The organism is Tenggerimyces flavus (assembly GCF_016907715.1).
GTDB classification, from domain to species: Bacteria; Actinomycetota; Actinomycetes; order Propionibacteriales; family Actinopolymorphaceae; genus Tenggerimyces; species Tenggerimyces flavus.
In genome coordinates, this window is the sequence record NZ_JAFBCM010000001.1 from 7,691,509 (window position 1) to 7,710,113 (window position 18,605).

General features: G+C 69.2%; 14 protein-coding genes. 13 read left to right on the forward strand and 1 reads right to left on the reverse strand.

What is annotated here, in order from left to right; all coding sequences use genetic code 11:
- Window positions 1-97 precede the first annotated feature (97 nt).
- The 5 genes from JOD67_RS35840 (at window position 98) to JOD67_RS35860 (ending at window position 6,262) form a co-directional block, all read left to right on the forward strand.
- A complete protein-coding gene (locus tag JOD67_RS35840; protein ID WP_205122106.1) occupies window positions 98-1,099 on the forward strand; it encodes a hypothetical protein in 1,002 nt (333 codons plus the stop codon).
- Window positions 1,100-1,191: 92 nt separating this feature from the next.
- On the forward strand, window positions 1,192-1,587 hold the full coding sequence (locus JOD67_RS35845) for a DUF3052 family protein (protein ID WP_205122107.1): 396 nt from the start codon (window positions 1,192-1,194) through the stop codon (window positions 1,585-1,587).
- Between the two features lie 73 nt (window positions 1,588-1,660).
- Window positions 1,661-2,086 (forward strand): DUF1707 SHOCT-like domain-containing protein, encoded by a 426-nt coding sequence (locus JOD67_RS35850; RefSeq protein ID WP_205122108.1) that lies wholly within the window; start codon window positions 1,661-1,663, stop codon window positions 2,084-2,086.
- Between the two features lie 179 nt (window positions 2,087-2,265).
- Window positions 2,266-6,075 carry a multifunctional oxoglutarate decarboxylase/oxoglutarate dehydrogenase thiamine pyrophosphate-binding subunit/dihydrolipoyllysine-residue succinyltransferase subunit gene (locus JOD67_RS35855; protein ID WP_205122109.1) on the forward strand — a complete coding sequence of 1,270 codons (3,810 nt, stop codon included), beginning with the start codon at window positions 2,266-2,268 and terminating at the stop codon, window positions 6,073-6,075.
- Between the two features lie 10 nt (window positions 6,076-6,085).
- Window positions 6,086-6,262: a DUF6104 family protein gene (locus JOD67_RS35860; protein ID WP_239556347.1), complete on the forward strand. Its 177-nt coding sequence runs from the start codon at window positions 6,086-6,088 to the stop codon at window positions 6,260-6,262.
- 375 nt (window positions 6,263-6,637) lie between these two features.
- Here the strand turns inward: JOD67_RS35860 and JOD67_RS35865 are convergent, their stop codons facing one another.
- Window positions 6,638-8,128, reverse strand: a complete 1,491-nt coding sequence (locus JOD67_RS35865; RefSeq protein ID WP_205122110.1) for an AraC family transcriptional regulator — start codon at window positions 8,126-8,128, stop codon at window positions 6,638-6,640.
- A 128-nt stretch (window positions 8,129-8,256) separates the two neighbouring features.
- On the opposite strand from JOD67_RS35865, the gene JOD67_RS35870 reads away from it, so the two are divergent.
- The 8 genes from JOD67_RS35870 to JOD67_RS35905 are packed head-to-tail and all read left to right on the forward strand — an operon-like array spanning window position 8,257 to window position 18,557.
- Window positions 8,257-10,122 carry a siderophore-interacting protein gene (locus JOD67_RS35870; protein ID WP_205122111.1) on the forward strand — a complete coding sequence of 622 codons (1,866 nt, stop codon included), beginning with the start codon at window positions 8,257-8,259 and terminating at the stop codon, window positions 10,120-10,122.
- A gap of 12 nt (window positions 10,123-10,134) precedes the next feature.
- Window positions 10,135-11,145, forward strand: a complete 1,011-nt coding sequence (locus JOD67_RS35875; protein WP_205122112.1) for an ABC transporter substrate-binding protein — start codon at window positions 10,135-10,137, stop codon at window positions 11,143-11,145.
- A complete protein-coding gene (locus tag JOD67_RS35880; protein WP_307782672.1) occupies window positions 11,142-12,185 on the forward strand; it encodes a FecCD family ABC transporter permease in 1,044 nt (347 codons plus the stop codon). Before JOD67_RS35875 ends, JOD67_RS35880 begins: the two co-directional genes overlap by 4 nt.
- Before the next feature lie 2 nt (window positions 12,186-12,187).
- Window positions 12,188-13,246, forward strand: a complete 1,059-nt coding sequence (locus JOD67_RS35885; protein ID WP_205123304.1) for a FecCD family ABC transporter permease — start codon at window positions 12,188-12,190, stop codon at window positions 13,244-13,246.
- A gap of 14 nt (window positions 13,247-13,260) precedes the next feature.
- On the forward strand, window positions 13,261-14,448 hold the full coding sequence (locus JOD67_RS35890; protein WP_205122113.1) for an alpha/beta hydrolase: 1,188 nt from the start codon (window positions 13,261-13,263) through the stop codon (window positions 14,446-14,448).
- The gene (locus JOD67_RS35895) at window positions 14,445-16,100 is read left to right on the forward strand and encodes an ABC transporter transmembrane domain-containing protein (protein WP_205122114.1); all 1,656 of its coding nucleotides are present in this window, start codon (window positions 14,445-14,447) and stop codon (window positions 16,098-16,100) included. The genes JOD67_RS35890 and JOD67_RS35895 overlap by 4 nt, the downstream gene beginning before the upstream one ends.
- Window positions 16,097-17,812 carry an ABC transporter ATP-binding protein gene (locus JOD67_RS35900; RefSeq protein ID WP_205122115.1) on the forward strand — a complete coding sequence of 572 codons (1,716 nt, stop codon included), beginning with the start codon at window positions 16,097-16,099 and terminating at the stop codon, window positions 17,810-17,812. Before JOD67_RS35895 ends, JOD67_RS35900 begins: the two co-directional genes overlap by 4 nt.
- Before the next feature lie 10 nt (window positions 17,813-17,822).
- Complete coding sequence (locus JOD67_RS35905) at window positions 17,823-18,557, forward strand: AAA family ATPase (RefSeq protein ID WP_205122116.1); 735 nt, start codon at window positions 17,823-17,825, stop codon at window positions 18,555-18,557.
- Window positions 18,558-18,605 lie beyond the last annotated feature (48 nt).

Below are 18,605 nucleotides of genomic sequence, written 5' to 3' on the forward strand. Positions count from 1 at the left end.
GGCTTGACAGAATGCCGGACGTGCTAGAGGCTCGCCGGGTCGTGTTGGTGGCAGCGTCCGCATCTGCCATTGAGTTGTTCGCAGGCGGGAGGACCTGATGCGGGACGCCCAGAAGGGCCGCAAATCGTGGCTGGAGCGACTGACGTCGCCTCCGGAGTCCGAGACCGAAGAACAGTATCCAGGCGATCAATACGCCACTGAGCAACCACAAACGCCCACTCCTTATCGCGTCGACCAGCGCAATGTCGATCGCGAGCGCGCGCCGTTGCGGGATGTCCGCGACCTTCGTGACCAGCGTGACCGTGAGCCGGCAGGCCAGGAGGGGTACGAGACGTTCGCTCCGCCCGTGCCGGCTCCGACGTTCCGCGAGGAGCCACGGACGTCCGAGCCCGAGCGCCCGGTCGAGGTTCCGGTGTCGCGCGTGGACGAGCACGCGGACTTCCGTCCCCGTGACCTCGCCCGCGAGGAGCACGAGGACCTCAGCGACCGGGACGAGGAGATGCCGACCGTCGTACCAGGCGTCCCCGGACCGAGCTCGCCGTCGCTGCGGGAGACCGCGCGCGACGACGCCTGGGGCAGCCCGGTGTCCGCACCGGTCGACACGGCCGAAGACAGTGCCCGTGACGAAGACGTCGACGACATCGATGCCGTCGACGACTCCGCACAGGTCCAGAACGCCACGGCCCCGTCGCCGTGGCAGCCCGACCCAGCCCCGACGAGCTCCGACTCTGAGCGTCCGGGTCAGGATCTCGAACCGGAGGTGCCGGTGTCCGTCGAAGACGAGATCACCACGAGTCCCAGCGAGGAAGAACAGCTGGAAGCAGCCCGCAAGCGGCACGTCGAGGAGCTGCAGCACCGCTGGCTCGTCACGCAGGCCCAGTTGCTCGACGACCCGCGGGACGCGGTGCGCGAGGCTGGTCTGCTGATCGGTGACGCGATGCAGTTCGTGACGTCGACGTTCACCGACCACAGGGACCGCATCGAGCGGGAGTGGAAGAACAACGACGAGCTCGACACCGACGAGCTCCGCACGATCATGCGGCGCTACCGGAACCTGTTCCAGTACGTCCTCTCCGCGTCGCAGCTGCCGGACCTGTAGGCCCGGTTACAACCCCGTAAACACAGCGCAGTCTCTGCCGGTACCGCCGCGAATCCCCCACGGGATCGCGGCGGTATTGGCATGCTGGCCGCATGAGTCCCGGGTACTCCGGAACACCACTCCCCCAGAAGCTCGGCATCAAGCCGGACCACGCTGTCCTGTTGGCCTCCGCGCCCGCTGGATTCGAGCTCGACGGCGTGCGTGTCAACAGGCGAGCCACCCGGCCGACGTACGACGTGATCCTCGCGTTCGCGTACGACCAGGCCCAGCTCGCCCGGCACCTCGACAACCTCAAGCGCCGCATCTTTCCCGCCGGCGCGCTGTGGATCGCGTGGCCGAAGCGCGGGAGCGGCCTGCCGACCGATCTCACCGAGAACAGCATCCGCGACCACGCCCTCCCGCTCGGCCTCGTCGACGTGAAGGTTTGCGCGGTCGATGACGTTTGGTCGGGCTTGAAACTGGTGTGGCGAGTGGAGCACCGAAAGTAAGCCGAAAAGACGTCTGGGCCTTAACGCCGAAGCGTGCCTACTCTGGAGTACCGGCACGAAGGAGTGTTCCCAGATGGCCGACCCGGACCGCCTGCCCCAGCCCCACCTCCGGGTGGGAGACGCCGAACGCGACAAAGCGTCGTCGGCGCTGGGCGAGCACTTCGCGGCGGGACGGCTGAGCCCTGACGAGCACGACGAGCGGCTCACCCAGGTCTGGGACGCCAAGACGTACGGCGACCTGGCCGCGGTGTTCCGCGACCTGCCCGAGCCAGGCCCGGACAATCTCCCGGCGGTTCCGCCGAAGCCGCCCGAGGTCGAGTCCAAGCGCCAGGCCCGCGCGCATCGTCGGCAGGACGCCGGACAGCTGGTCCGCGCGTTCGCTCCGCTGCTGCTCGCGCTGGCGTTCATCACCGTGGTCACGGTGCCGTGGCACCCCTGGCCACTGTTCATCCTGGTGTGGTTCCTGATCGGCGCCGCGGGGAGGTCGCAACGCCGTTGACGGCCGGTCAGTACGAACGAAATCACCAGTACGGCGAGCCACTTTCTCCCGGTTTGTCGTGTCCTACCCACAACCCGAGAGTCCAGGCCCCAGCACTTGGCTCCGGCGACTACTCTTGACCTCCGAACTATGCAGTTACCAACCCTCAAGAACACGGTGCGGAAGAGGCGATCAGCCCAGTGGCGTCCCAGTCCTCCCAACAAGACCCACTTTCGAAGTTCGGGGCCAACGAGTGGCTCGTCGACGAGATGTACGAGCGCTATCTCGAGGACCCCGACTCCGTCGACCAGGCATGGGTAGCCGTCCTCCGCGACTACAAGCCGGGTACGGATCGCCCGATCGCGAAGGCCAAGGCCGCCGCGACGACGCCCGCGCCGACCCAGACACAGGCGCCGGTCGCGAAGACGCAGCCGCAGGCGACCTCCGCCGCCCCCGCCGCGCAGGCGCAGGCGCCGGCAGTGAAGAGCAAGCCGGCCGACGGAATCGGCCCGACCGCGTCCACCGGGGTGTCCCAGGCCGCGACGACCACCGCGCCCACGCCGGGCGGCAAGGCCAAGCCCGTTCCCGTTCGTAAGCCGAACGCCGTGCCCGCCGACCCGCCGACCCGTCAGGTCGCCCAGCCGCGCAACGAGACCGAGCCCGAGTACGTCACGCTGCGTGGCGCCTCCGCGCGCGTGGTCAAGAACATGGAGGACAGCCTCCACGTTCCGACCGCGACCAGCGTCCGCATGGTGCCGGTCAAGCTGCTGATCGACAACCGGATCGTGATCAACAACCACCTCGCCCGCTCCCGCGGCGGCAAGGTGAGCTTCACCCACATCGTCGGGTACGCGATCGCCAACGCGGTCCGCTCGATGATGGAGATGAACCACGGCTACGCCGAGGTCGAGGGCAAGCCGACCATGGTCAAGCCGCCGCACCTCAACCTGGGCCTCGCGATCGACGTCCAGAAGGAGGACGGCACCCGCCAGCTCCTGGTCCCCAACATCAAGAGCGCGGACACCCTCGACTTCGCCTCGTTCTGGTCGGCGTATGAGGACATCGTCCGCCGGACCCGCAACGGCAAGCTCACCGTCGAGGACTTCCAGGGCACCACGATCAGCCTCACCAACCCTGGCACGATCGGCACGTCGCACTCGGTGCCGCGGCTGATGCAGGGGCAGGCCACGATCGTCGGCGTCGGCGCGATGGAGTACCCCGCCGAGTACCAGGGCGCCGCCGAGTCGACGATGAACAGGCTCGCGGTGAGCAAGGTCATGACGCTCACCTCGACGTACGACCACCGGGTGATCCAGGGCGCGCAGTCCGGTGAGTTCCTGCGGCGGATCCACCAGCTGCTGTTGGGCGCCGAGGGCTTCTACGACGACATCTTCGCCGCGCTGCGGATCCCGTACGAGCCCGTCCGCTGGGTCTCCGACATCCCCGCTTCGCACGACGACGAGGTCGGCAAGCAGGCGCGCGTGCTCGAGCTGATCCACGCGTTCCGGGTCCGCGGCCACCTGATGGCCGACACCGACCCGCTCGAGTACAAGATGCGCCGGCACGACGACCTCGACGTCGTCACGCACGGCCTCACGCTGTGGGACCTCGACCGCGAGTTCGCGACCGGCTCGTTCGGCGGCGGGCGTAAGCGGTTCATGCTGCTGCGCGAGGTGCTCGGGGTGCTGCGCGACGCGTACTGCCGCACCACCGGCATCGAGTACATGCACATCCAGGACCCCGAGGAGCGGCGCTGGATCCAGGACCGCGTCGAACGGCCGCAGGAGCGGCTGCCGCGGCAGGAGCAGCTGCGCATCCTGGCCAAGCTCAACCAGGCCGAGGCGTTCGAGACGTTCCTGCAGACCAAGTACGTCGGGCAGAAGCGGTTCTCGCTGGAGGGCGGCGAGTCGACGATCGCGCTGCTCGACGAGCTCTGCGAGCAGGCCGCGATGAACGACCTCGACGAGGTCACGATCGGCATGGCGCACCGCGGCCGGCTGAACGTGCTCGCCAACATCGCGAGCAAGGCCAGCGGGCAGATCTTCCGCGAGTTCGAGGGCAACATCGACCCGCGGACGATCCAAGGCTCCGGCGACGTGAAGTACCACCTGGGCGTGGACGGTGAGTTCCTCGCCGAGACCGGCGCCAAGATCAAGGTGTCCGTCGCGGCGAACCCGTCCCACCTGGAGGCCGTCGACCCGGTGCTCGAGGGCATCGCGCGGGCCAAGCAGGACATCCTCAACCGTGGCGCGGACTTCCCGGTGCTGCCTTTGCTCGTGCACGGCGACGCCGCGTTCGCCGGCCAGGGCGTGGTCGCCGAGACGCTCAACCTGTCGCAGCTGCGCGGCTACCGTACGGGCGGCACGATCCACGTGATCGTCAACAACCAGGTCGGCTTCACCACCTCGCCGGCGGCTTCGCGTTCCTCGGTCTACTCGACCGACGTGGCGCGGATGATCCAGGCGCCGATCTTCCACGTGAACGGCGACGACCCCGAGGCGTGCATCCGGGTGGCGCGGCTGGCGTTCGAGTTCCGCCAGACGTTCCACAAGGACGTCGTGATCGACGTGATCTGCTACCGCCGCCGCGGCCACAACGAGGGCGACGACCCGAGCTTCACCCAGCCGATCATGTACGACCTGATCGAGAAGAAGCGCTCGGTGCGCAAGCTCTACACCGAGGCTCTGATCGGTCGTGGCGACATCTCGATCGACGAGGCCGAGCAGGCACTGCGCGACTACCAGGAGCGGTTGGAGCGCGTGTTCGCGGAGGTGCGCGCCGCCAAGACCGCGCCGGTGGACGAGACGTACGTCACTGTTCCGGACTACCCGGACAAGCCGCAGGGCACGCTGCAGACGGCGATCCCGTTCGAGACGCTGAAGAAGATCGCGGACGCGCACGTGTCGGTGCCTGAGGGCTTCACCGTGCACCCGAAGGTGATGCCGCAGCTGCAGCGTCGGGCGGCGGCGATCACCGAGGGCCCGATCGACTGGGGTACGGCGGAGATCGTGGCGTTCGGCGCGCTGCTGCTGGACGGGCGCCCGGTGCGGTTGGCCGGGCAGGACTCGCGGCGGGGCACGTTCGTCTCGCGTTTCGCCACGATCATCGACCGCAAGAACGGCGCGGAGTGGACGCCGCTGTCCCGGCTGGACGACAACCAGGGCACGTTCTACGTCTACGACTCGCTGCTGTCGGAGTTCGCGGCGATGGGCTTCGAGTACGGCTACTCGGTGGCCCGGCCGGACGCGCTGGTGCTGTGGGAGGCGCAGTTCGGCGACTTCGCGAACGGCGCGCAGACGATCATCGACGAGTTCATCTCCTCGGGCGAGGCGAAGTGGGGCCAGCAGTCGGGCGTCGTTCTGCTGCTGCCGCACGGCTACGAGGGCCAGGGCCCGGACCACTCCTCGGCGCGCATCGAGCGCTACCTGCAGATGGTGTCGGGTGAGTCGATGACGGTCGCGCAGCCTTCGACGCCGGCGAACTACTTCCACCTGCTCCGTTGGCAGGCCCTGGGGTCGAAGCACCGGCCGCTGGTCGTGTTCACGCCGAAGTCGATGCTGCGCAACAAGGCGGCCGTCTCGCAGCCTGACGAGTTCGCGCAGGGCACGTGGCAGCCGGTGTTGGCGGACCGTTCGGTGACGGTGCCGGAGGGCGTCAGCCGAGTGATCCTGACGTCCGGCCGGATCTCGTGGGACCTGTTCGCCGAGCGCTCCCGCCGCGAGGGCGACCAGCCCCGTACGGCGATCGTCCGGGTCGAGCAGCTGGCGCCCGTACCGGTCGCGGAGATCAAGGACGCACTGGCCGCGTACCCGAACGCCGGGGACATCCTGTGGGTGCAGGACGAGCCGGAGAACCAGGGCGCCTGGCCACACATGTTGCTGAACCTGGCGCCGCAGCTGTCCCAGCGGATCCGCCTGGTCTCGCGCCAAGCCGCCGCCGCCCCTGCGGTGGGCTCCCACTCGGTGCACGTGACCGAGCTGGACGGCCTGCTCGAGACTGCGTTCGCTTAGGGGCTTGGGGTTGTACTTCACCGACCGTGGGTTGGAAGAGCTCGTCACGCGGCGGGGCGAAGAAGAGGTCTCGCTCGCGTGGCTGGCCGACCGACTGCAGGAGTTCGTGGACCTGAACCCGGAGTTCGAGACGCCGGTCGAACGCCTGGCTACGTGGCTCGCTCGGCTGGACGACGACGAGGACTGACGCGCTGACCGCTCGGAGCGCGCTTCGGCGCGCTCTCCGTGGAGTGGGTGCTCCGCCTCGTCATCTCGTCCGCCAGTGTCCGGTCGCGGCGCCTGATCGACTCCCTGCCAGCTCCCTGGCGACATCACTCCCCGTCGACCAGCTCGCGCTGTTTGAATGAAGGGCACCTTCATTCAATAGGTTCGTATGAAGGTGCCCTTCATTCAAACCTCCGCCACCCCTCCCGCGCGCTCCGCTCCCCTCCCGCGCCATCCCCGGCGACCCGAGCTGTCCGCAGTTTGGATGAAGGGCACCTTCATCCAATAGGTTTGGATGAAGGTGCCCTTCATCCAACGCACTCCCCTCCCCTGGCGGCCGAGCTGGCCTTCGTTGCGGTCAAGCTGGTCCGGTCTCGCGTTCCTGGTACTCGCGCGGTGAGAGGCCGTGGAACCGGGTGAACGCGGCGCTGAACGTTGGCAGGTGGGCGTAGCCGATGCGGCGGGCGACGGCGCTGGGCTTGGCGCCGCCGACGAGGAGGTCGCGGGCGATGCGCATCCGAGCTGCGTAGCGCCAACGGGCGAAGGTCATGCCGGTCTCCTCGCGGAAGGATCGGTGCACGGAGACGGAGATGTCGGCCGACTCACCGGACACCCCCATGCGGCGCAGGTAGTCCGCCGCTACGGCACGCGCGCGCGGATCGGTGGGCATCGGCACCGAGAGGGCACGCCTTGCGGCGACCTGCTCGGTGAACAGCTCGAGGATGTGGCGGGGATCGTAGTCATCTGGGCGCAGGATCGAGCGGGCGCTGAGGGAGCAGTGCATCAGGTAGTCGTCCCAGGCAGGAGAGAACCGCACCTGCAGCGGCTCGGTCAGCGAGAGGTCAGCGCTGCTGGCGTCTCCGAGTGGCAGTGAGATGGAGTTCTCCCGGATGCCGGTGGCGTGCTCCACGTCGGCCGGAATCCAGGTCGCGATGCCGCGGTGCCGCTCGTAGCGGCGATCGCCGATGTCGAGGTACCCGCTGCCGCGGTACATCCAGCTGAGCACATGCATGTCGTTGGCGTGCGGGGGTGTGCGGGCCGCGGGCAGCAGCTCGGGTGCGACCGCGGACCCCCGCACCATCCGTACGAGATCGTCGGTCGGACGTTCCGCGGTGGCGCGTCGCCTCAGGTCGCTGGGGCTCGACCCGAACTGCTGCTTGAACGCACGGGTGAAGCCGTTACGGCTGGCGAAGCCCACTCGTGCGGCCACCTGGTCGACGTCATAGCCCGTCGCCAGGAGCTCGACGGCCGCGGTCAGTCGACAGTGCAGCCGCCACCGCTCGAACGTGAGCCCGGTGTCGGCAAGGAAGTCGCGGCGCAACGTGCGCGAGCTGGAGAGCACCCGCACCGCCCATTCCGAGACGGTGAAGTCGAGCGCCGGGTCACGGAGCAGTTCCTCCGCCACCGCTCTCGCCCCGTGGGCTCGAGGCATCGCAGGCGGATCGAGCAACGCCGGGCGTGAGCCGGGACGGTGCAGGAGGCCGGTGATCGCGTCCTGGGAGTAGCCACGACCACTTAGCGGGGTGACCTGCAGGTTGAAGTTCTGGATCAGCCAATCCCGCCAGCCGTCGGGAACCTCGAACCGGGTCGGTTCCGACAACGACCCGGCACCGGGATGGGTCCACAGGGGGAACGCGACGGTGCCCGGTTCGGTGACGATCGCGCGGTGGTTCCAGCCGTCCTCGGGGATCCACACGCCTTCCCCGGCGGTGAGGTGGAACGACACGGCGTCGTCGATGTGCACGTGCGCGGTGCCGGTACGGACCCAGATCAGCAGCGGGCGGCGGGGATGCCCGGTCGAGTCGGCACGCGCTCCCGGAATCGGCGGCGGGTCGTTCGGCAACGCCACCTCCTCACCATATGGCAGTCTGCGCACACACCAACAGGGTCAGGTTTGCCTAACCTTAGCCACGGCCCTGTTGTCGATGGCGACGCGCGGTCCTGTCACCCTCGAACCGATCCGAAGGGCTCCTCGGTATGCCGAAGACCTCGCGCCGGCTCACCGTGCACCCAGTGACCCTGCGGGAGGTCGAGGTCGTACGGGTGGTGGACCTGACGTCCGGGATGCGACGAGTAACGCTCGGCGGCGAGCAGCTGAGGGAGTTCACCTCGGCGAACGGCTTCCCGCAGCCGGCGTTCGAGTCGCCTGGGTTCGACGACGACATCCGGCTGGTGTTCTGCTACCCCGGCCACGCCGAGCCGGTGTTGCCGGTACAACAGGAGCGGGGCGTCGATCTGCCGAGAGATCCGCGGCCGCTGTCGAAGGTCTACACGGTACGTCGCTGGGACCCCGAGGCCCAGGAACTGGACGTCGACTTCGTCAAGCACGGCATCGGCGTGGGCACCACCTGGGCGTATCGAGCCCAGGCCGGCGACCGCATCCATTTCTACGGCCCGAGCGCGTCTCGCGCGCTCCCGCACGACGCGGACTGGCTCCTGGTCGCTGGCGACGACACCGCGATCCCCGCGATCGCCCGCCTGTTCGAAGAGCTTCCTGACCACGCACGGGCGCAGGTGTACGTCGAGATCGCTGAGAGCTCGCACCGACTGGAGCTGCGGGAGCTGCCGCACGTCGAGGTGACCTGGCTGGTACGCGACGGCGCCGAGGCGGGGACGACCACGCTCCTCCGGGACGCGGTCAGGGGCGGCGCCTGGTGGGACGGCCGTCCGTTCGCGTGGATCGCCGGGGAGCACACGGCGGTACGGGATCTGCGCCGCCACCTGACCGAGGACCGAGGAGTGCCGAAGGAGGACATCGAGTTCTCCGGGTACTGGCGGCGCGGCGAGGTCGTCGTCCTGGAAGAAGACGGGGCGGTGCCGGACCCGGAGAAGACGGTCACCCCGTACGAGAAGCTCCATGAGCTGACCGAGCTGATCCGGCCGATCGCGATTCGCGCTGCCGTCGAGCTGGGCGTTCCCGAGCTGATCTCCCGCGGCGTCACGCGCGTAGCGGACCTGGCCATCAAGGCGGATGCCGACGAGCGGGCGCTGGGCAAGCTGCTGCGCTACCTGCACGCCGTGGGCATCGTGACCGAGACCGAACCGGACCACTACGGCCTGACGCCAGTGGGCGAGGTCCTGACCAACGAGTTCGTCGCAGGCGCTCTCCAGCCCACCGGCGTGGCGGGTCGCGAGCTGCTCGGTATCTACGGGCTCACCGAGTCGCTCCGCACCGGCCGGCCCTCCTACGCCTCGGTCACGGGGCAGACCTTCGCGGACGTACGAGCCGAACAGGACTACGAGGACCGCTACCTGGAACGCCTGGCGAAGTTCCAGCCCGCGCTGGCCGAGCCGATCGCCAAGTCCGACTTGCTCACCGGCGTCCAGCAGCTGGTGATCCACTCCGGCGGCGCGGGCGCCCAGGCCCGCGAGTTCGTCGCCGCCCATCCCGACCTGCGGATCACGATCTGCGCGCTGCCCGCCCAGGCCGACTGGCTGCGCCGCGACCTGCCCGCCACCATCCCCGACGAGCAGCAACGCGCGCGGGTCAGCGTGGTGGAGCAGTCCGTCTTCGAGCCCAGTCCGGTAGCGAACGTCGTGTTCATCGGCCGCGCGTTCAAGGCGCTGCCTGACGCCGATGCCGCCCACGCCTTGCGTCGGGCGGCGGAGAATCTCGCCCCCGGCGGCCGGGTGCTGCTCGTCGAGGAGATCTTCGACACCAACGACCTCGACGAGCACGACGGCGAAGCCGACCTGCTCGCCCTGACCGTCCACGGCTCCGGCCTCCGCACCGAAGCGGAGCTGAACGCCGTCATCACGCGAGCCGGACTGGTTCGCCGCGCGACGCACACCGTCGGCTGGGGCATCCCGGTCTACGAACTCGTACCCGCCGATACCCACTGAAAGAGCACACGCATGACCATGACTCCCCTGAGACGCCGCGCCGCCGTCCTGGCCGCCGTGCTCTCGACCGCCGCGCTCGTCCTCACCGCCTGCGGCAACGCCAACAACGAGCCCAGTGCCACGGCAAGCAACACGGCGAGCAACCCGGCCAACGCGACGCGCAGCGTCAAGGCCGACAACGGCACGATCGAGGTCCCCGCTGCCCCGCAGCGGGTCGCCACGATCGGCAACACGACACTGCCGTTCATCGACCTCGGCGGGAAGCCGGTCGCCGTCACGGCGGAGTCGGACTCCGACGTCGGGCTGTTGCCCGAGGACCAGCAGGCGACCTATGGGTCAGCGACGATTCTCGCGGCCAGCGCCGACGAGGTCGACATGGAGAAGCTCGCCGCCCTGAAGCCGGATCTCATCATGGTTCAGGTGCCCGATGCCGAGTTCGAGGGGATCGCGAAGCAGCTGGAAACGATCGCGCCGACGGTGTTCTTCGGACTCGACACCGAGTGGAAGGCCCTTGCCGACGCACTCGCGCAGGCCGGCAACGTGACGGACGCGCTGAGCAAGCAGAAGGCGGAGTTCGAGAAGCAGGTAGCCCAGATCAAGGAGACGTACGGCAAGATCATCGCCGGCACGTCGTTCGTCGACGTCATCCGCTGGGAGTCGTCCGATCCCGGAACGTTCGCCATCGCCGACATCGGTTGCTCCGAGATCGCCAGGGACGAAGTCGGCCTCGACCTCCCTGAGGCGGCCGGCGGCGCCGACCCCTTGGCCTGGACGGCCATGCCCTTCGAGCAGATCGGCGAGCTGAAGAAGTACGACGTCATCACCTACCCCGTCGACGTCGAGGGCCAGCCGACGAAGCCCTTCGTGCCGGTGGTCGAGACCAACACCTGGAAGGCGCTGCCCGCGGTGAACTCCGGTCACGCACTGGGAGTCTTCTGCCCCGGCAACAACTCCTACGGATCCGTCATCCGATACCTGGACTCGCTCGACAGCGCCCTGGCGACTCTCTCCGCCAAGCAGTGACAACCCTCACCCTGCGGCAGGACGGTCCGGGCACCGTGAAGGTGCCCGGACCGCGTCGTCGCGTGATCGGCCTGGTCGTCGCGCTTGCGGTCCTGCTGGTCTTGCTGGTGCTGAGCGTGATGATCGGGTCGACTTCGATCGCGCCGTCGGTGATCTGGGATGTGGTGTTCCATCCAGCGGCCGACATCGATCAGTTCGCGATCCGTGACTACCGGCTGCCGCGCACGATCGTCGGTCTGGTCGTAGGCGTCGCGCTCGGGCTCGCCGGTGCGTTGATCCAGGCGCTCACCCGCAATCCCCTGGCCGATCCGGGCATCCTCGGCGTCAACGCGGGTGCGTCGTTCGCGGTGACGGTCGCCGTGGGGGTGCTCGGAGTCCGCGATATCGGTGGCTACCTGTGGTTCGCCTTCGCGGGGGCGCTGATCGTCACGCTGATGGTGCTCGCCCTCGGGTCGACGCGGCAGGGGCAGTCGCCGGTGGTCATGGTGCTTGCCGGGGTCTGTGTCGGCGCGGTGCTCGGGGGTGCCGGTTCGGCGCTCGAGCTGACCAACCCGGAGGCGTTCGACGCGATGCGGTCCTGGAACGCTGGTTCGGTCGTGGGCCGCCCACTCGACCTGCTGTGGCCGATCGTGCCGTTCTTCGTGGTGGCACTCGTCTTGGCGTTCGCGGTGTCAGGTCCGCTCAACGCCATGGCCCTCGGCGACGAGCTGGCCGCCGCCCAAGGTGTGCGGCTCGTACGTACCCGCGTCCTCGCGATCGTCGCGCTCACCCTGCTCGCCGGTGGCGCGACCGCGATCGCCGGCCCGATCGGTTTCGTCGGGCTGATGGTGCCCCATGTGGCTCGCTGGATCGTCGGCCCGCACCAGCGCTGGATCTTCGCCTACAGCGTGCTGCTCGCCCCAAGCCTGCTGCTGGCCTCCGACATCCTCGGCCGGATCGTGATGAGACCCAGCGAGATTCCTGTGGGCATCGTCACCGCCTTCGTCGGCGCCCCACTGCTGATCGCCCTCGTCCGCCGCACGAAGGCGAGCGGGCTGTGAGCATGCAGCGGGAGAAGGGCCGGGTGGACTTCGGGCGGCGGGTGCTGACGCTGCGGCGCAAGCGGGTCGCGATGCGGTTCGACCGGCGCTCGGTCATCGTCTGCGCGGTGCTCGCGCTCGCGGTCGTCGGCGTGTCGGTGCTCGCGCTGATGACCGGCTCGTACCAGCTCAGCGTCGCTCAGGTCGTCTCCGCCCTGACCGGCGGGGAGAGCGGGCTGGTCCACGACATCGTGCTCACCTGGCGGCTGCCCCGCGTAGCCGCGGCGCTGGTGTTCGGTGCCGCGTTGGGGGTGAGCGGGGCGATGTTCCAGTCGCTGTTGCGCAACCCGCTCGCTGACCCCGGCATCATCGGGTTCTCCCAGGGCTCCTACACCGGTGCGTTGATCGTGATCCTCGTCATCAACGGCAGCTACCTGGAACTGGTCGGCGGAGCGCTGCTGGGCGGGATGGCAACCGCCGTCGCGGTGTACGTGCTCGCCTATCGGCGGGGTGCGCGGGGATTCAGGTTGATCGTCGTGGGCATCGGTGTCTCGGCGATGCTGGGGTCACTGAACACGTGGCTGATCCTCAAAGCTGACCTGGACGTGGCGATGTCCGCGGCCGCGTGGGGTGCCGGGTCGCTCAACGGGGTGTCCTGGGATCGGGTGGTGATCGGCGGCGCTGTCATCGCTGTCCTTCTGGTGCTGGCGGGCATGTTGAGCCGGCCGATGCGGCAGCTCGAGCTGGGCGACGACGCGGCCGCCTCGCAGGGGGTACGGGTCACGGCGGTCCGGCTGGGCGTGATCATCGTGGGCGTGGCGTTGACGGCGACGGTCACCGCCGCATCGGGGCCGATCGCGTTCATCTCACTGGTCGCGCCGCAGATCGCCCGCCGGCTCGCCCGCACCGGCGGCATCACGCTTGCGCCCGCCGCCTGCGTGGGTGCCTTGTTGTGTGTCGTGGCGGACTACATCGCCCAGCACGCCGCCCCCACTCCGCTGCCGGTCGGGACCATCACCGTGGTGCTCGGCGGCGGCTATCTCGGCTGGCTGCTGTTCAGAGAAGCGAGGAGACGGCTCTGAAAGCGCCGCGAGAAATGACCAATCCGTTCGTCGAGAAGCTGTCGACCGGTGAGTGGAGTCCGGAGAGGTTCAGACGGCACCTCGAGGAGATGGGTGCTCCGCTCGTCGGGCGGGTCCTCGCGGACGAGGTGGAGGTGACGTTCGTCGACGAGCCCGGGGACGACACGACGGTCACCCTCTCGGTGGTCATTGGCCCCATCATCGGCTTCAACAAGATCGCCACGGAGTTCGCTTCGGTGCCGGGGACGCCGTTTCGTGTTCTCACGCTGCGGATGCGTTCCGATCTGCGCTTCTCGTACGTGTTCACACGATCTGGGCCGACGGGCGAGGGCGAACAGGTTCCGGACCCGTTCAACCCGCCACCGAGGTTCTCCGAGTGCTCGGTCGAGAGGTTCTCCGGGGCCTCGGTGGCAGTCCTGCCCGATGCGATGCCGTTGCCCTGGCTCGATCAGGCCGAAGCACGGCCGGCTCCGGCCATGGAGTCTGGCGTGCTGGCGAGCGGGCTGCTGGGAAACGAGCGCCGCATCTGGGTCTCGATGCCGCCTGGAGAGCACTCGGACGAGAGCGCCCTGCCCTTCGTGATCCACTTGGACGGCACGCCGGACCACAGCGCGCCGAGCGTTCGTGATGCCCTTGTCCAGGCGGGACTGATCCGGCCCTGTGTGGTGGTTCTCGTCGATCAGCTCGGATCGCAGCGCTACAAAGAGCTGCTCTGCGATGCGGCGTTCTCGCGGATGTTGGTCGACGAGCTGCTGCCCTGGCTCCACGATCGGTACTCGCTCTCGCAGGACCCCGGCGACGTGGCGCTGGCCGGCGAGAGCTTCGGCGGACTGTGTGCCGGATGGACCGTCCTCCATCACCCGACAACGTTCGGGAACGCCATCATCCAGTCCCCTTCGTGCGGGTACCACCCTGACCTCAAGTGGGGCACCGGGGCAGGTGAACTGCTGCGTCGTACCCCCATGCCGACGCTGATCGCCGACTACTCGGCCGCGGAATCGGCACCGGTCCGCATCTTCCACGATGTCGGCGAGCTGGAGAGCTCGAACACCCACAGCCGCTGGCTGGACCAGGTGCTCACGCAGAATGGCTACGACACCGTCTACAGGGAGTTCGCCGGCGGACACGACTACGCGTGGTGGCGAGGACTCTTCGCCGATGCCCTGCAATGGTGCTTCCCACTCGAGGCGGAGCGATCGTGACCCGGTCCGACCCTGCCGGGTTGGGCCGGGGGCCGCTGACCCGGTGGCTGCCGGTGCTCGGACAGGCTCGCGACGAACCTCCCGATCTCCGGCCGTTCGAGGTCGGGGCGGGGATGAGTCCCGGCCGGTTCGTGGCGCGGGTGATCCTCTCGCTGCCACAGGTCACGATCCCGGCGATGCTGTTGGCGATCATGTGGCAGGTCGGCGAGTCGGCCGTCCCGGTGGTGATGGGGCTGGCGATCGACCAGGCGCTGGCGACCGGGGACGCCGGTCAGTTGGTGCTGTGGCTCGGCGTGCTGGTGGGCTTGTATGTCGCGCTGACGGCGGCGGCCAGGTTCACGAACCGGCTCAACGCCTATGCGATCCAGTTGTTGCAGCACCGACTGCGGGCCACCCTCTCGACCAGAGTGCTGCATCGGGACGGCGGCGCGGCGCGGGCACCGGGTGGCGAGGTGGTCTCGGTCATGACGAACGACGTAGCCCGCCTGGCGAATGCCGGGTTGCTCGTGGTCCTGCCCGTCGCGAGGATCGCCGCGATCGGGTTCATCGCGGCCTCGCTGCTGGTGACGCACTGGTTGCTCGGAGTCCTGGTCCTGGTGGGGGCGCCCGTGGCGGTGTGGTTGATGGGCGTGCTCAGCGGACGACTCTCCCGGGACACCCGCGCGTACCAGGGCCTCCTCGCCGCCACCGTCGGGCGGGCGACCGATCTGGTCGCTGGCTACCGGGTGATCAAGGGCGTACGTGCCGAGGCCGAGGCGTCCAGGCGCTACCGGCAGGCCAGCCGGGAAGCACTCGTCGGTGCCCGACGCAACGCCGGGCTGCTCGGGCGGTTCCTCGTGGGCTCCGGCGTGGTCAACGGCGGGTTCGTCGCCGGGGTCACCGGTTTGGCGGGCTGGTTCGCGGTGAGCGGGCAGCTGAGCGTCGGTGGGCTGATTGCCGCTGTCGGCCTCACCCAGGCGCTGCTGCCGCAGCTGCAGTCGATCGCGAGCGCCTCCATTCCCAACCTCGCGAACGCCCGTGCCTCCTCCGCCCGCCTCCTCGACGTGCTCCGGGACGATCACGTCTCCGCGCCTGGACCGGCTGGACCCGCGCCCGTGTTGACGATCCACCTGGAACCTGGGGAGCTCGTCGGAGTGCACACCGACGATCGGACTGCCACCCGCATCGCCAACGCGCTGCTGAACCCGTACGCGAGCAACGACGTCGACGTGTGTCTCGACGGACTCCCGGTGCGGGAGCTGACCCCGACGGAGTACCGCTCTCGCGTCACCTTCGCCCCGCACCGGGCGACGTTGTTCACCGGCACGATCCGCGACAACGTCCTCACGCCCACGACGGTCCCTACGAGGGAGCGACTGGACGCCGCGCTGCGAGCCGCCGCCTGTGACGACTTCGCCGCCGATCTCGACGCCCCGGTCGGCGAGGGCGGCAGCCGCCTCTCCGGTGGCCAGCGCCAACGAGTCGCGCTCGCACGAGCCCTCGCGACCGACGCGCCGGTGCTCGTACTGCACGATCCGACCACAGCGGTCGACTCCGTCACCGAGCAGGCGATCGCCGGACGGCTCCGTGACACCCGTGCGGGACGTACGACGCTGCTGATCGCCTCCTCCCCAGCACTGCTGGCCGCGTGCGACCGGATCGTCAGCCCATGACCGGTGCGCTGCCCGTCGCGACCGGCCGGGAGACGGCCCGGGAGGTGTGGCGGCTCAGCCGCGGGCATCGGCGCCAGCTTGTCGCCGTCGGCGTGGTGGGGATCGCTAGCACCGCCGTCGGCCTGGTCGTCCCGGCGGCGATCGGCTGGCTCGTCGACCGGGTGCAGGCCGGCACGGCCGACCTCGGCACCGTGCTGACGCTCACGGCGATCATGATGGTCTCGGCGATCCTCGGGGCCGCCGGCACCGCGGTGACGATCGTCCTCGCCACCCGCGTCTACCACAGCGTTCTCGCCAACCTGCGCGAACGGCTCGTCGAACGTGGCCTGGCGCTCCCCCAGCAGCTCGTCGAGGCCGCCGGCACCGGGGACCTGATCTCACGCTCCAGCGACGACGTCACCGCGGTGGCCGATGCCGCCCCCGCGGTGATCCCGGTGCTCACCGTCACCGCGTTCACCATCGTCGTGTCGCTGGGTGGTCTCGCGGCTTTGGAGTGGCCCTACGCCGTTGCGTTCGCCGTCGTACTGCCCGTCTACGTCCTCGCGCTGCGCTGGTATCTGCGCGCCGGGCCGGCGGTGTATCGCGCCGAACGTACGGCGATGAGCGCGCGTGCCCAGCAGCTCGTCGAATCTCAACGAGGCTTCGCCACCGTGCTCGGCTTCGGGCTCGGTGAGCAGCGGCACCGCACCGTGCTGACTGCTTCGTGGGCTGTCGCGGTGCAGTCGCTGCGAGCCCGCGCCATGCAGAGCATGCTCAACGGACGCCTGAACGTCGCCGAATGCCTGAGCCTGGCGGCCGTCCTCGTCGTCGGGTTCGTCCTCATCGACAACGGGGCGTCCACCGTGGGCGGCGCCACGACCGCCATGCTGCTCGTTCTGCGCCTGCTCGGGCCGGTGAACCAGCTGATGTTCGTCATCGACACCCTGCAGTCCGCTCTCGCCTCGCTGAGTCGCATGATCGGTGTGGTCACCATCCCGACCTTTGCGGCGGATGAAACCCGTCAGGCGGCCGACGCGGGCGCCGCCGTCCGGCTCCAGGAGGTCGCGTTCCGGTACGACGACGGTCCGCTCGTGCTCGACGACATCACCCTCGACATCCCCTCCGGTCATCGCGTCGCCGTCGTCGGCGCCTCCGGCGCGGGCAAGTCGACGCTTGCGGCTGTGATCGCCGGCATCCACCCGCCCTCCGCCGGCACGGTGGCCCGCCCCGACAGCACCGCGGTCGTCACCCAGGAGATCCACGTGTTCGCCGGAACCCTGCGTGACAACCTCACCCTCGCCGTCCCCGACGCCAGCGACCACGACCTGCACGCCGCGCTCGGTGCCGTCGGCGCCACCGCGATCCTCGACCTGGCTCTGGACACCCTCGTAGGTGTGGGTGGGCATCCCCTGACCGACGTACAGGCACAGCAGCTCGCCCTCGCTCGCCTGCTGCTCGCCGACCCGGAGCTGGCGATCCTCGACGAGGCGACCGCCGAAGCCGGTTCCACCCACTCCGGGCTGCTCGACCTTGCGTCCGAAGCCGCCCTGACTCGCCGTACCGGACTGGTGATCGCCCACCGGCTGTCGCAGGCCGCCGCCTGCGACCGGATCATCGTCCTGGAGCACGGCCGCATCACCGAGACCGGAACCCATGCGGAGCTGGTCGCAGCCGGTGGCGTGTATGCCACCGCATGGTCCGCGTGGCAGGAGGGTGTCGGTGGCGGCGGGTAGCCTCGCCGGCATGGGGGTTCTCGACAAGCGGGTCGTGCGCCGAGTGCAGCGGCATGCCGAGGCCGCTGTCGATCGGGGGTCGTGGCCGTTCACGCTTCCGCCGGTTGCGCAGTTGCTCGATGCCGGGCTCGACCTCGAGCCTGGCGTCACGTTCCTCGTTGGTGAGAACGGCAGTGGCAAGTCCACCTTGCTCGAGGGCATCGCGATGGCGTACGGCCTCTCCCCCGAGGGTGGCAGCGTCTACGCGCAGCACTCCAGTCGCGCCACCGAGTCGCCGCTGCACGACAAGCTGCACCTGATTCGCTCCGCCGGCGCCCCGCGCTGGGGGTTCTTCCTCCGCGCCGAGACCATGCACGGCTTCTACAGCTACCTCGAGCAGAACCCCGGTCGATCGGACGCTGACTATCACGAGCTCAGCCACGGCGAGTCGTTCATCGAGATCCTTCGCCGCCGGTTCGACTCCCCCGGGTTCTACTGCCTCGACGAGCCGGAGTCCGCGCTCTCGTTCTCTTCCTGCCTCGCCCTCGTCGGCGTCCTCGACGACCTCGCCAAGAACGGCGGCCAGGTCATCTGCGCCACCCACTCGCCACTCGTCACCGCCCTCCCCGGCGCCACCATCCTCGAGGTCGGCGACTGGGGCATCCGCCGCGCCAGCTGGGACGACCTTCTGCTCGTCGACCACTGGAAGAGCTACCTCAGCGATCCGCACCGCTATCTCCGGCACGTCATCGACAGCCAGGCTTGATCGCGAGGGTTTTCCCCGATTCGTCCGGCTGCCCCGGTTCGTACGTTG

Bases quoted from the DNA above. Each gene is read 5' to 3' on its own strand.
- JOD67_RS35840 (WP_205122106.1), top strand. From the start codon at position 98: ATGCGGGACGCCCAGAAGGGCCGCAAATCGTGGCTGGAGCGACTGACG.
- JOD67_RS35845 (WP_205122107.1), top strand. From the start codon at position 1,192: ATGAGTCCCGGGTACTCCGGAACACCACTCCCCCAGAAGCTCGGCATC.
- JOD67_RS35850 (WP_205122108.1), top strand. From the start codon at position 1,661: ATGGCCGACCCGGACCGCCTGCCCCAGCCCCACCTCCGGGTGGGAGAC.
- JOD67_RS35870 (WP_205122111.1), top strand. From the start codon at position 8,257: ATGCCGAAGACCTCGCGCCGGCTCACCGTGCACCCAGTGACCCTGCGG.
- JOD67_RS35875 (WP_205122112.1), top strand. From the start codon at position 10,135: ATGACCATGACTCCCCTGAGACGCCGCGCCGCCGTCCTGGCCGCCGTG.
- JOD67_RS35885 (WP_205123304.1), top strand. From the start codon at position 12,188: ATGCAGCGGGAGAAGGGCCGGGTGGACTTCGGGCGGCGGGTGCTGACG.
- JOD67_RS35890 (WP_205122113.1), top strand. From the start codon at position 13,261: ATGACCAATCCGTTCGTCGAGAAGCTGTCGACCGGTGAGTGGAGTCCG.
- JOD67_RS35900 (WP_205122115.1), top strand. From the start codon at position 16,097: ATGACCGGTGCGCTGCCCGTCGCGACCGGCCGGGAGACGGCCCGGGAG.
- JOD67_RS35905 (WP_205122116.1), top strand. From the start codon at position 17,823: ATGGGGGTTCTCGACAAGCGGGTCGTGCGCCGAGTGCAGCGGCATGCC.